The organism is Klebsiella sp. GB_Kp047 (assembly GCF_040065235.1).
In the GTDB taxonomy this organism is placed as follows: domain Bacteria; phylum Pseudomonadota; class Gammaproteobacteria; order Enterobacterales; family Enterobacteriaceae; genus Klebsiella; species Klebsiella quasipneumoniae.
The window spans coordinates 633,468-646,527 of record NZ_JBEAJG010000041.1; the positions used below are offsets into that span (position 1 = coordinate 633,468).

The following is a 13,060-nucleotide window of genomic DNA, read 5'->3' on the forward strand; positions in this document are numbered from 1 at the left end:
GCTCCAAAAAGAGGCTTTGCCCAAACGAGGGTTTGAGCGAAAGAAAAGTTGAAAGGGATTTTTTTGGTATTAAGCGACGTCGCCGGGGTATGTGGCGTCGTCGTACTGGTAGAACGATTCGAGGTATTCTTTAGCGGTGACCTGACAGGTTCCGTCTGACTGCGGAGCGATCTCCTCTACAATGGCGTCGTAGACATGGCGCGTTGAGCCGCAGAACACCAGGCGGATCGGCTCAATGGTTGCCGACGACAGGTCAACCTTCATCGGATCATCAAACTCGCTCAGGTGCGGGACTGACAACTGAAAATCGCCCACCCTGCTCGCCACCATCAGCCCGGATGCAGAGCCATCCTGATAGCGGATCAGCGCTCGGGGATTTTCGAAAGACCAGTCCAGCGGCTCCGTAACGGTGAACGTTGTCACGCCACCAGCCGTTGTCATCGCCTCCACCAGACAGGAAATCGTGTTGTTACCCGGAATATCATCCGTGAGCACAATGCGATCGCCCGTGTTGTAGCACAGCGCGTCCAGCTCGGTAGTGGTCTGGAACGTCACCCGCTGCTGCAGGTATTTCATCAGGCGACGCATGCCGATCTGGTAGGCGTGATCCTGATTCAGTACCCCATCAAGTTTGTAATTCTCGACTTTCACCGGCGTGGGATTATCAGGCGTCCGGCATTTAACGGTCTCCTCTGCCCAGGTGACGCCGTTGATGTACGTCACGTCGACACCATCAAAATCATCGTCGGACGGTACGGTAAATCCGCTCTGCAGCTCCTCCACCATCTCATGCGGAGTGATCACGCCAGTCCATGGCTTAATCCCCTCACGGTTGACCGTCGCCAAGCCATCACTCAGCAGAAAACGTGACTTCCCGGCATTGGCTATCTTCTGCAGCATTTCCAGCGCTGAGATACTGTCGCCCGTGGCGAAATCGAAATTTTCGCCCCGTGGCGTCCAGTACGCGGATTCCAGCGCGTTGATGGTGTCGGCATCCATCTCCAGGCCCAGTGAGTTCCCTACATGCAGCAGCGCTCCCGAAATGGTTCTGGCCGTTCCTGAGTCGTAGGCCCGCGTGGCTACAACGTTTACGCGACGGTCTGACTGCGCCGCCAGCTTCCCGCCCGTCTCAACGGTCACCGCCATCAGCGACACGCCGGGATAGGATGAAGGGCGCGTCAGGAGTCGCCCGCGCAGCGCCTGCCAGTACATACTGTCTCGCGCGTTGTTTGAGCCCTGCTCATTGCGCCGACGGCAGCGAACCTCTACCAGCCCTGGTGAGCTGAGGGTGATCCGCTCAGTGAAACCTAACCCGTTGACGTTTTTCAGCGCATACTCGCCCTGGTGACTCACCCACCCCGAACCGGAACCGTAGACGCGATACTGAATCTCCCACTCAACGTGGCGAATCCGTTTTTTGCCCTTACTGTCAAAGCCGCAAATACCGTTCGGGAAAGAGAAATTCACCTCGAACATATCCACGGTCTCATTTTCAGGGCAAACCAGGAACGGCCCCAGCCAGCTCAGCGTGTCGTTAAGGCCAGAAGCCTCATAGTCGATCATCGTCCGGGCGGTGAATCCCGGCCATGACTCATCAACTGCACCATTAACCAGGCGCGCCACCGTCGCCGTCGTGCCGTCAGCTGACACAATCCGGTACTCATTCCCGCGGTGAGCAAGTGAAAGCCGTTGCACCCCCTCCGGCATGCCGGAGAATGCGGTGCCCGTGGCAGAGTTATAGGCGAGTGTCACATTCGCCGTTACCGCCGGGCTGCCGCCGGTTGATGCCGTGCCGGAGGTGTAAACCGGGGCATCACCGAAAACAGCTGCGGGCAGTGAAGAGGACGTGATCGCCCCACCCGCGAACGGACTGGCCGACTCGGTTATCAGTACGGTGCCGCCGTTGTCCTGTGCAACCAGGCCGGATCCGGTGAGTCCCTCGGTGATGGCCGCCAGCAGTCCCGACATCGAGACATAGTTAGCCACCAGCGACACCGGGTAGGTAACCCCCTGCCAGGTGATCGTGAACGTGCTGGAGCTGGTCGAAAAATCGTAGGTGGTCGGGGCCGCACTGGCCTGGACTTTTGCCGCACTCCCCCCGGTGCCGGGTACTGCAGCCTGGCCGGGGGTATATGACGCGATAAACAGATCGTAATCGACAGAGTTAAACCCCAGCGTCACCGGCATTCCAACCACCGGCGCGATCTCCGTCAGCAGCGGGCTTGCGATAACGCTGTATCCAGCCGCCGTGGTGATCTGGTAGTTCGCCGGGGCTTTCAGTTCGACCACGGCGCCAGCGACCCAACTGGGCGGCAGTGCGTTATCGTTCTCGTCATTATCGTCATCATCATCCGTATCCAGCCCGGTAAACGTTACGCTCGAACCGGATACGGTCATGCTGTCTGCGATAATATCGTCGGCATCCGGCGACGTCTGGGCCATATCCAGCCCGGTACTGGATGATGTCCCGCCGACCTCCGTACTGTTGACCCAGTTTTCGCTGCGCTCATCACCGGAAACGTCCGCGCCTGGCGGGTAATGGGTGCTGCTGAATCCCGGTAGCGTTGAAGCTGGCGTACTGCCAACCCGGATATCGCCATTGGTATAAATCAGTTCACCGACACCGAGACACAGCAGCATCTGGACGCGCATTTTCGTAGGATCGGCGGCATCAAACCGGGTAACGGGCTGTACGACATAATCCGGATAAATACGCACGCGCCCAAAAACTTCACGAATCGCATCACCCAGTTTCGCGCTGTTTGCTTTAGCGGGGTTCAGGTCGAGGCTCCGACCTGTGGATGACGTATAGCCACCGGCATCAATGTTACTCATCATGAACAATGAATAAGCCGCAGATGCGACGGCAATGCCCACTCCTATCCAGGCAATTGTCGCGGCCTCAAGCCCGAAAGGCACCGGATAAAGCCTGACATCACTATCAGGGCGAATCACACACTTAGCCCACTCGCCTGGCGGAATTAACAGCCCCTCAACCTCAACGGTCAGCGGTGGGACATCCCGATCCTCGTAGCCTTCAACATTTGCCACCAGCCAGCTGCGAATACTGGTTACACCATGCTCATGCGTTTCGAGTGGTTCACCGGGAAGCCGGGACGGGTAAAAACGAATGGTCATTGCCAGAACTCCACTTTGACAAATCGGCGCTTAAACCGCGGCAACGGCAGAAAGGTGACGTTCGTTCCCGGATTGCATTCCGCCACGTGCAGCAGGCCACCGATACTGACCACGATCCCTACGTGGGTGACGGTCGACCCGGAATAGCAGGCCACCCCAGCCCCTTCGCAGGGTTCGCAGCGCTCAAGGGTAAGCATCATCCGGCGCGCTTCCCGGTCGAGGCCGCCGTCGTCTTTGGTTACCCCGGCAAAATCGGGCCAGACGGGTAAATTCAGATCGCGGCGTATCTCGTTCACAATGCCGAAGCAGTCAAGTAGCGGGTAGGCTCTACCGCCCTTCTGCCATTTAACAGAACGGTATTTATCAGGGTTGAACATTGGGATTCCTTAGCTGATATAACGCAGTCCGGGGAATACAGGTAGCGTGTAGCGGTAACGTGGCCAGGCTGTATCAAGGATATTCATATAACCCGCGGTAATCTGCGCCTCTGTCGCCGTCCAGTAACCAGACTTGATTTTCAGCGTATACGGCACTTCCGCAGGGGCCGCTAAATCCGTGGAGATATAACGCCGGTACGTCAGCAATGCAGACAGACGGTTAGCCAGCGCATTGCGGATCGCCGTGGACACAACACCATCGATATTGCACAGGGCAAATTTGAGGTCCTGCGTGCCGTCCGCATTGCGCGCCGGCAGAGCAATGTCTATCGCACAGGCGGTAAACGTTACGGTATCGCCGTTCTCCGTCGTTGCCGTAATACCCTCGTAGCCCTGGCACAGATAATGGACGTCAGAACCAATGGTGATCTGCAGCGTCTCAATGATCACCTCCGGCCCGCTGCTGGCGTAGAGGCGTTTAATCTGCGTCATGCTTCGGCCACTCCTTATTCAGCGCAATATCCAGCAGTGAGCTGCCGACGATCCATTCCGGGTAATTACCCCATGGGGCAGGAGCAAGGGGGCGTTCCCATAATTCAAGCGTCGCCGTGTACTTCCAGTAAATCGGGGCCACCAGCACCGGTCCCTGATAAATATCTGTGAAGCGGCATTTGTAAAACTTAATGCCTGCCGGCGTCTGCAGCTTCATCATGAACCATGCAGCCCCGTCAGATAACGCATCACGGAACCAGGACTCAAACGCCAGTCCCTGCGCATCGGTTTCCATAAACCAGGTGATGCTGGCCTGCGTCGGCGTGGACGTATAAGCTCGCCTTTGCCGCGCGCGGCCGGTGATTAACTGGGTACGTTTTAACGGGCTTACAGGCTGGAATCCGTATCCTTCCTGTAATGGCATAGGGAGGCTGTCATGTGGGTAGTTGATATCAGTCATGCAGTCTCCCGGTAAAGTATCTCGAATAAAATTTCACCATTAACCTCAGGAGGATATTCATTTCAGAATAAAGCACGATGGAATCGAAGAAATCTCTGATTTTTTGGTTCAGATTAACGAAGATAAAAATCTTATTAAATCGACACAAACACACAAGGCGATATATTTATCAACTCATCTTAAGAGCTAAAAGAAATCAGAAAAAACAGCATTATCAATATATTAATTTTATTAACTTTAATGTGAGCTTACATTGTTTCGGCACAGCCCCATATCAAAATAAAAAAGGGCGATGTGCCGACAGGAAATATACGTCAATGTGACTGCTTGTTTAAAAGCAACTCCTGAAGAAGAAGCGCAATAGAAACAAAGATCAAAACCCCACAAAAAACAATTTTTGCAAAATCATAGTTAAAAACGGTTGTAAGCGTATCATTATTATATAAGTGATTATGCCTATAGGAATAAGTTGTGTAAATCTCATCACATATTTCAAGAATTCCACCAACTATCAAAACAAACCAAAGAAATGAAAACTTCACTCGAACCTCCTTACGTTTACGTCTCCTATTGAAGATAAGCCCGCCAATAAAAAGAGGAATCATAAAAGCTATAAAGTCTTTAAATGTAAATGTTAACAACGCTTCCATTAATAAGATCCTTGTGTTTTCTTGCACCTACTCAGATTGTTAGACTTACCTACCTAATCAAGTCTCAGCTAATGCAGTTTAGCTTACCTAGGACCGTGTCGTGTATAGTTTCCTTTTAGAGCGTTGCCAAAAGCCCCTTGTGGCATGGTAACCTCCTTTGTGAGTTCACCTTTTAACTGCCTGGAAAGCTGTCGATTATTCTGATTGAGTGTAGCGCTCAACTGCTCCGGAGTAATACCCTGGAGATGAAACTCCTGATTAATCGGCGCGTGTACAGTTGTTTGCCTACGGTTATCGCTGTTAACGTTCTGAACACCAGTACCAAACCCTGTACGCCCCAGAGTTGCATCAAGCGGTTGGCCATTTCGAAGTGCCTCAAGCTGAGACACGCCGATCCGGTTCGTTGATGCCTGGTCGAAGACGTACTCTCCTTTGTGAACAATACCCGCTGGCTGATACTTACCACCGGGGCCGGTGTAACCGCCGGAGGCGAAGCCAACGCCTGAAACAGCCTGAATATTTGAGACGATACTGGCGGTCTGCGCAGCGATTGAGGCCATAGCGATGATGTTGGCCGGATAAGGCGCGCTTACTGCACCGCTTGCTATAGCCTGCTGGATTTTCACCATCGAGTCCGCGATAGCGAATGCCTTGCTCGCAGCAAAAGCGACCTTGTAGATTGCCGATTGCTCACCAAACCCCGTTCGCATGATGTCGGCGGTACTGTCAAACAAGGACTGCGTGGCCGCAGATATGATGGTGTTTTTCTGAGCCTCTATGACCTGATTTGCATCCGCCGCACGTTGACGAATAGAGGTCATTCTGGCCTCACCCTCGGCAGTTATTTCACCGGCCTTCGCATAAGCTTCCTCCTGAGCTGCCAGCCAGCGCTGGAGCTCTTGCTGAGCCTGGTCATATTCGTTGATTTGCCCCTGCATCCCCTCAAAAGTTCCAGAGAGTCGCCCTCCTGTGGGTGTAAGGTTTCCTACAACATTACGAACCGTCGAGGGCAGTTGCATATCGGTGTTTTGATAAATATCTGCCCGTGTTTTTTCATATTCACCGGGTTTTAGTTGCCCGGTTGCTTTGGCTTTCTCCAGCAGTTCAAGACGGGTTTTAAGCAGATCGTTGGTCCGCTCATCCTTCGTCTTTACCTGTTCCTGCATTTTCCGGTAATCATCCAGGGTTTTTACGGAGTTTTGCAGTGCCTCCTGCTGCTTATACGCCTGGAGGATTTCATCTGAACGGGAAAGGATCGATTTCTGGTCAGCTGTGAGCTGCGTTTTAGACTTGAGGTCAGCAATTTGCTGTTCGAACTTTACCCGCGCCTGGGTTGCGCTGTTAAGCTTGTCACTGGCGTCAAGCTGGGACTGCATGGCAGCGGTCTGCTGGTTTATCTGATCAAGCAACCTGGTTGCTGCGTCCTCGGTATATGCTTTACCCTTTGGCGTCTTGGGTGGTTTCGGATCTTTGTACATCTCGTTAATGCGAGAAACATTTTTTGCATATTGCTCTGCAGTAATTGCACCAGCCTTCAGGAATTCGCTTTGCTGCTTAATAGCTTTATTGCGCTTATCCGCATTGCTCAGATATTGCTGGTTAACGCGATCTGCTTCCTGCTGCGTTTTAATTCTTTGCTGTTCGGCTTCCTTAGCCTTCGCCTGTCCTTTGGTTACATCCCCCTGAAGATTGGCAACTGATTCGAGCAAATCTCTCTGTTTTATCATCTCCGGGAGGTTGGTAAACCTCGCGCTAAAACTGTTCCAGAACCCACCATCTTTTTGCCCTTTTTGGGCTTCAGCAATATTTTCGTTTAAGGTGGCAAGTTTATCCGTTAGTGTTTGTTCACGCCCAATATTGAGCATCGCATCCCAGGCGCCTTTGGCCGTTTTACCCAGCGAGTCCCATGCACTTTCAAGAAGACCAAGATTCTGATGAATATCATTCGCACGCTGCTGCATGGCATTGGCGTAAGCATCAGTAGCCACCCGTGCAGCATCCTGCTGATTACCTTCATCCTGTAGCGCTTTAATCTGGTTGTAGGTTGCCAGTGTCAGAAAGTGGTACTGGTCGTTAAGTTTGGTAATGGCCGCAACCGGGTCAGCAGTAATGTCGTTGAAATCACCAACCAGCTTATCGGTAGCAATGCCCGTCGCCTCGCTGGTCTTAACAATGGCGGTTGTCACGCGCTCCAATGAGTCGCCAGCTACTTTACCGGATAACACCAACTGATTCAGCGTTGAAGCTGCTGCACCGGTTGTGGAGTTAGCTGCGACCGATACACGGGCCGCCATATCTGCCAGTTGACCGGAAGTTTTGCCTACCAGATTACCAGTGAGAACGAGAGACTTATAAAATTCGTCCTGCTCCTGAGTGCCTTTGTAATAGGCCAGACCAAGAAATCCGACCGCCGCAGCTGCAAGAGTTAAAGGGTTAACCAACCCCATAACATAGGTGCCCACACCCTTAATTGCCGGACCAATACCCCCGAACATATCTTTCAACTGCCCGCCCTGCTGCATCAGCACCATAAACGGTGACTGACCGGTGGATAAGCCGACAACAATATCTGTCATCTGAGCCGGGATCATGCGCATGGCATAGGCAGTCTGGGCGGCAGATTGGCCGGCTTTACCAAGGTCGTCGCGAAATCCTGTTAGCCTGTTTCGTGTTTCCTCGATTTTCTTTGAATAAAGATCGAATGTATCGGTATCTACCATCCCCTTAGATTTGAATTTCGCAAGATCCTGCTGTTGTTTATCCAGTTTGTTCAGGGCTGCGTTTACCGGGTCGATACGATCTAAGAGTTCAGAAAGGGACTGTTTTTCTTCATCAGTGGCCTTTGTCACTTTCCCTGCACTGGTGGCAGCACGTTCACCTGCCTGCGTCATTTTTACAAGTGCAGTTGCGAGATTGTCAGCCCGCTTTTCTGCCCCAGAGCTGTCAATAATAATGGCCAGGCGGGAGGTTTGTTCTGTCACGTGCTTTTCTCCGGGCAATAAAAAACCCCGCCAAAGCGAGGTTGGAACTTTTTGAAACTGTCGGGTCTTTACTTCATTGGCGGTAAAACATTATTGCTACGATAATCACCGCAAAGGTAGTAATTGCAATTCCAGCGATTAACTTTACATTAACATCAGCCAGCCTATCACTAGCTCCAGTATTGTCAGTGTTAGCTATTATCTTCGAAGGAGTTACATCACTCCCGCAATGCTTGCACTTCACCGCTTCAGCGCTTATTAATTCTGCGCAGTATGGACATTTGACTGAGTTTGCGGATGGTTTGAACTTCTCACCGACCAAAGCGATGATGACTCCTGCAATCGTTACGAACCCGCCAAATATCATGTAATTTTGTCGTGAAGATATTAAACCAAGGTTATTAACTCTGTAGCCATCATCTGTTGCTACTGTTACATCCATAAATAGAGCAAAAACAGCGAAGATCACGCCTATTAAGATGGCAAGATAACCAAGAATCCTCATACTCCCACCTCATGAAAAAACAGCCCAAATAATGGGCCGGAGTTATTAATTTGTATTAAAATTCCTAGTCAACTTAAAGGTTATTGACTGATTATTTGCATCCATGATATCCAGCACAGCCCCTTTATAACGTATCGTTTTGGACTCAGAAAGGTCGTACTCTACCTCATTAGAAAAAGCGGCCCGAGCCATACCTCCTTGAAATTCTCTATAACCAATATTAATTTTGTTGCCGACCTTCCCATTGTAGATAAGAGTTTGCTGGAAGGAAGATTGTTGCTCGGTCTGGAATTTTACTTTCGTAAATGGCTTGCCTGTATCACACTTGGTTCCACCATAAATCGTGACAATACAAATTTCGCCGTTCTTCATGAGCTGTATGCTTTGTGTGGGATCATTAACCATGAAGCGGTTAGGAACAACTGCACCTGATGTTCTTTCTACATTAGAGTAAAACTCTGATTTTGAATCCTCTCCAATTTTTACGTAGTCTCCTGCCGGGATCGTATAGACACCGATTGAGCCTATAACCACAGCCTGATTGAAATGAATTGCATCAATGCTAGCATCAATTCCCTGCCTAACCATATCCTCGCCAACGTAGGTTGTTGTTACTGTATTTAGCGGCGGAATACTGATTTGCTTTGTTTGAGGCACATAGTTACGAGCCGGCGTTGTACACCCTGTTAAAAGCACTGCCCCCAGAGCCACTATCAATAATTTCTTCATTTTATGTTTCCCGTGATTACAATCAGAAACATCCTAACATATAGAGGCAGCTAAACAATGATTAGGTTATTTTACTATCGCCCGCCTTTTTTGCTCTTCGGCCCACTCAGCCCTCCAGGCATCATCGAGAGCCAGTATCGCTGCGTCAAACTCAATGCGGTCGATCAGGATGGTGCGCGATGCCAGGTAAAGCTCAATATCATTCAGGGATAGAGGGAGCGGCACTCCGGCCATGCCGGCATACTTCCTGCCGCGCGATATCATGGCGTAAGCGTTGAGGATCTCCCCAGTGACTGCATCGATTTCAGGCTCCGGAATGGGCGGGAGATTTAGTTTCTCCCTGCGCCACTTTGCTTTCTCGCCCTGCTCGCCGGCGAATTCCTTTAGCCACTTTTGGGCCTCTATGGCTTTTTTACGGTTTCCTGAGTCTGCTGCTCCTTACCCTGAGCAATATTCGCCGCCTCAGCCAGAATAAGCCAGTACAGAGAGGGGTTTTGCTTCAGTAACGCAACACCACGCTCCGGTGTATACGCTACCGCCGTCTCCGTACCATCCACCAGCTCCCCCACGCCTTCCCAGTCTTTCAGAAGAAAGCGCGCGCAATTGTCGATGAGAAGATCATCAACCGAGTCAATCTCGCCCACACTGGCGAGATCGAAAGCATCCGTACCGACCTGGTAGCTCGCGTCCATTTTGTCGATATGGCGCCGCACCAGCGCATTGCGTGAGCGGTATTGTGGATTCTCGCTACTGGCCACCAGCAGACGGAGTTTAAATAGCGCCTCGTCTTCCGGCGTGAATTTCTTTTTACTTCCTGCTGGCTTTTTGTAAGGGAAAAACCAGCGTTCTCCGTTCAAATCAATTTGAGAAGAAATAATCAGCATAAAGACTCCAAAAAAGCCCGATCCGCGATGACTGCAGAACGGGCCAGGTAAATTAAGGCGCGGTAACGGTGATTTCAGACGTTGCGGTATAGGTGCGGGCCTTACCGGTGATGATTGCAGTACCAGCAGCATTTCTGGTGACTGTTGCTGTTTTCTGCCCGGTAGAAACCACGCTGGCGATAGTCGGATCCGATGACGTCCACTGGACGGTATCAGTTGAATCAGCTGGCGTAAGCGTGGCGGTTAACGTCACCGTGGATCCCACGGCCCCAGTTGAAGTGGCTGGCGCAACACTGATTGCCGTCGCCGGCACTTTAGGCACGCGCGTAATCGTCGGCGGAGTATTGGCCGCGGTGATATCCAGCTGAACCTGAACAATGTCAGTGCTCCCCGCATCCGGCCAGTCGCCGGAGATCTGCACTTCCGGGAAATCGAAGGTATAGGCGCCTTCAGCATTCTCCAGCGTGAAGCTAAACGGCACCGTTTCGCCGGTGAACGTTTTTTTGTAAACCTCCCAGGCAGCCTTTGACCATGACAGCGTGATTTGACCTGACGGGGTAAAGGTTGTCGGAATGTTTGCGCCGGCGAATGCCGAACCGGTACCGATGCAGCGCTGAGTCTGCATATTGTTGTTGAACTGGATGTTGAAGGTGTCGACGCAGAAACCTGTCCCGCCATCAACACCATTTAGCCGGATGTTCGTGACCTCTTTGAAGGAGTAACGCAGCGCCCCCGCTAAATCCACCGGCGCGGTGAAATAGCTGGTATCGTCCCCCTTCGTCTCCCAGTCCAGCCCTGCAAACGTAATGGTTGCAGTGATATCACCATCGGCCGGGATTTCCATCTGGAAGGTGCCAACCTGGCAACCGCGGGCAATCTGGGCGATCCCCACATCACTGGCAAAAGTCGCCACGGAGAACGTAATGCGACCATTACCCATCGTTAGCACGTTATTTAGCCATTCGGAACCGAAGCAGCTGGAAAGAAAATCATCATGCTGGTTCCAGCGAAACCGCGTGCCGACATCGCCGCCGACATCCACTGTGCCGCGTGAAACACCTTGCGCCATGCGGTCACCAGCGATTTCGTCATTGTCGTTGGTGTTCTGCGTTGGTTTCAGACCAAATGAAGAACGACGCAGCAGGTTCCACGCCCCTGCTGTAGGCGTGATTCCTGGCGTTGTCTCGCGAATAAACGCGGCTACTACTTTTGCACCTGAGCTCACAGGAGCCTCCTGTTTTTTGTGCGCTACAGAGCGCGATAAGGAATTTGAAGATTGAGCTGTAACCAGCCATCGGTCTCACCCGCCGGCACAGCAGAAACAGCGAAATAACTCAGCTTTCCGTCATCCTTAAACTCGAATAGCTCCGTTAGCTGATCGGCCGTTCGGGAGATAAGCAACGTCCCGGAACCGACCGGAACAAAAAGCTGAATGATGAGTAAGCCCGTCCTGTGGACTACCGGCCCGTCCCCGATCTCGGTTGCGCCAGCCTGCCCAGCAATGTTGGTTAGTCGGGCCCAGATATCGCGGTTACTGGGGTCAAATACCGGGCCATTGGGATAATCCACCGCATCAGAGGCAATAGCGGTCTGTGCCGCCATTCGGGAAATGACAGCGTTTCTGATTTCTGTGAAGGTCATTTGTAGGCCTGAATCACACCATTAAACGAGACGGCATAGACGCCTGTCGGCGCTTGCGTTGAGTGTCCATTCTCCAGAGGCACGGAGTAAGGCAGGTTCGACTGGATGTAAATCACCGAGTAGGCTGGCGCCTGGTCAATGATATTTTTGCCATTAAGAAACGTCATTGTCCCGCGCGGATCCGGTTCGGTCGGGACGGAATGATTAGGTTCGCCGATGCTGACGAAATGCGATGCCCTGAAGGTTCCTGCGCGATACTCAGCCGGCCGCCTGATATCCATGCTGTCATTAACACGGACTTTCTTTCTGAGACGGCCTGTCTTTGTCAGGTTGGCAGGATCGGCATAAAGAGATTCGTTCCATTCCCCAACAGCTTTGTTGTACTGAACCGCGGTCGCGTTAATGGCCCACAGCTCCGGGTTTCCTACCGGCGACCGCTGAACGATTTCATTCAGCAGCTGAATGGCGATTGTCCGCTGGCGTAGTTTGACATCTTCTGCCACCAGCCCGGCGAATGCCGCCGGGTCAATGTTCCAGCCCTTAGCCATATCACGCCCTCCGCAGTTGAATGGAGTACGCAGCGCCAGCAGAGTCGGCAGAAGCGGTGATGACCTCGTAGCACTGAAGCTCACCCGTAACCGGATCCGGTGCGGTGATGATATGCCCGACGGCCGGCTTATCAGTCACCTCGTTAACCAGTGCGGTTAGCTTCACATCACCATGCAGAATGTTAACGCCATCGATACGGCGCAGCTTATAGCGCGCCAGCACTCCACGCCCCGAGTAAGTCACCTGCGTTTCAGTGCCGGTTTCCGTCACCGGGTCCCAGGCACCCCGAACGGTATATGACCCAGTGAAATCCTTAACGGCATCCCGCAGGTCGGTATCGAAGGCTGCGGCGACTTCAGTTTGGAGTTCGTCGCGGATACCCACGGTCTACCTCCTCTATGCCTTTTTCACCAAAACGCTGAAGCGGTATATTGTTAGAAACATATCCGCCAGTAAAAAGGACCAGGACGTTACCACGCAGTTTTCTGGTATAAATTTCGCCATTGCGCTTAACCCGCAGCGGGAGCGGAGCAAACTCTACAACACCCTTTGCCTGGTTTGCGTAAACGACATGTCTGATCGGGTTTCCATTCACAAACACATCGCGGGGACCGAGCCCGTCGCCGGCATAATGCACATATGGATTTTGCATGT

The 13,060-nt window shown here is 52.1% G+C and carries 15 protein-coding genes; all 15 read right to left on the bottom strand.

Going from position 1 to position 13,060, the window contains the following annotated elements:
• Positions 1–69 precede the first annotated feature (69 nt).
• Positions 70–3,138: a host specificity factor TipJ family phage tail protein gene (locus ABLV76_RS23615; RefSeq protein ID WP_186932432.1), complete on the bottom strand. Its 3,069-nt coding sequence runs from the start codon at positions 3,136–3,138 to the stop codon at positions 70–72.
• The gene (locus tag ABLV76_RS23620) at positions 3,135–3,515 is read right to left on the bottom strand and encodes a hypothetical protein (RefSeq protein WP_004104210.1); all 381 of its coding nucleotides are present in this window, start codon (positions 3,513–3,515) and stop codon (positions 3,135–3,137) included. Before ABLV76_RS23620 ends, ABLV76_RS23615 begins: the two co-directional genes overlap by 4 nt.
• A gap of 9 nt (positions 3,516–3,524) precedes the next feature.
• Positions 3,525–4,007: a DUF1833 family protein gene (locus ABLV76_RS23625; RefSeq protein WP_060568111.1), complete on the bottom strand. Its 483-nt coding sequence runs from the start codon at positions 4,005–4,007 to the stop codon at positions 3,525–3,527.
• A complete protein-coding gene (locus ABLV76_RS23630; RefSeq protein WP_042938302.1) occupies positions 3,994–4,467 on the bottom strand; it encodes a hypothetical protein in 474 nt (157 codons plus the stop codon). The genes ABLV76_RS23625 and ABLV76_RS23630 overlap by 14 nt, the downstream gene beginning before the upstream one ends.
• A 314-nt stretch (positions 4,468–4,781) precedes the next feature.
• Complete coding sequence (locus ABLV76_RS23635; RefSeq protein ID WP_060568112.1) at positions 4,782–5,117, bottom strand: hypothetical protein; 336 nt, start codon at positions 5,115–5,117, stop codon at positions 4,782–4,784.
• Between the two features lie 83 nt (positions 5,118–5,200).
• Positions 5,201–8,098 (bottom strand): phage tail length tape measure family protein, encoded by a 2,898-nt coding sequence (locus ABLV76_RS23640; RefSeq protein WP_109964031.1) that lies wholly within the window; start codon positions 8,096–8,098, stop codon positions 5,201–5,203.
• Between the two features lie 73 nt (positions 8,099–8,171).
• Entirely contained in the window at positions 8,172–8,603 is a 432-nt protein-coding gene (locus ABLV76_RS23645; RefSeq protein WP_348878511.1) for a zinc ribbon domain-containing protein, read from the bottom strand.
• A 45-nt stretch (positions 8,604–8,648) separates the two neighbouring features.
• On the bottom strand, positions 8,649–9,332 hold the full coding sequence (locus ABLV76_RS23650) for a hypothetical protein (protein WP_004190632.1): 684 nt from the start codon (positions 9,330–9,332) through the stop codon (positions 8,649–8,651).
• A 66-nt stretch (positions 9,333–9,398) separates the two neighbouring features.
• Complete coding sequence (locus ABLV76_RS23655; protein ID WP_086611071.1) at positions 9,399–9,566, bottom strand: hypothetical protein; 168 nt, start codon at positions 9,564–9,566, stop codon at positions 9,399–9,401.
• A gap of 167 nt (positions 9,567–9,733) precedes the next feature.
• Positions 9,734–10,216 carry a hypothetical protein gene (locus ABLV76_RS23660; protein WP_008807841.1) on the bottom strand — a complete coding sequence of 161 codons (483 nt, stop codon included), beginning with the start codon at positions 10,214–10,216 and terminating at the stop codon, positions 9,734–9,736.
• Between the two features lie 52 nt (positions 10,217–10,268).
• Positions 10,269–11,441, bottom strand: a complete 1,173-nt coding sequence (locus ABLV76_RS23665; protein ID WP_032436918.1) for a phage tail tube protein — start codon at positions 11,439–11,441, stop codon at positions 10,269–10,271.
• A 23-nt stretch (positions 11,442–11,464) separates the two neighbouring features.
• Positions 11,465–11,857, bottom strand: a complete 393-nt coding sequence (locus ABLV76_RS23670) for a phage tail terminator-like protein (protein ID WP_004146196.1) — start codon at positions 11,855–11,857, stop codon at positions 11,465–11,467.
• Positions 11,854–12,405 carry a hypothetical protein gene (locus tag ABLV76_RS23675; protein WP_008807839.1) on the bottom strand — a complete coding sequence of 184 codons (552 nt, stop codon included), beginning with the start codon at positions 12,403–12,405 and terminating at the stop codon, positions 11,854–11,856. Before ABLV76_RS23675 ends, ABLV76_RS23670 begins: the two co-directional genes overlap by 4 nt.
• A gap of 1 nt (position 12,406) precedes the next feature.
• On the bottom strand, positions 12,407–12,790 hold the full coding sequence (locus ABLV76_RS23680; protein ID WP_201505789.1) for a glutamate 5-kinase: 384 nt from the start codon (positions 12,788–12,790) through the stop codon (positions 12,407–12,409).
• Positions 12,762–13,058: a hypothetical protein gene (locus ABLV76_RS23685; RefSeq protein WP_074189189.1), complete on the bottom strand. Its 297-nt coding sequence runs from the start codon at positions 13,056–13,058 to the stop codon at positions 12,762–12,764. The genes ABLV76_RS23680 and ABLV76_RS23685 overlap by 29 nt, the downstream gene beginning before the upstream one ends.
• Positions 13,059–13,060 lie beyond the last annotated feature (2 nt).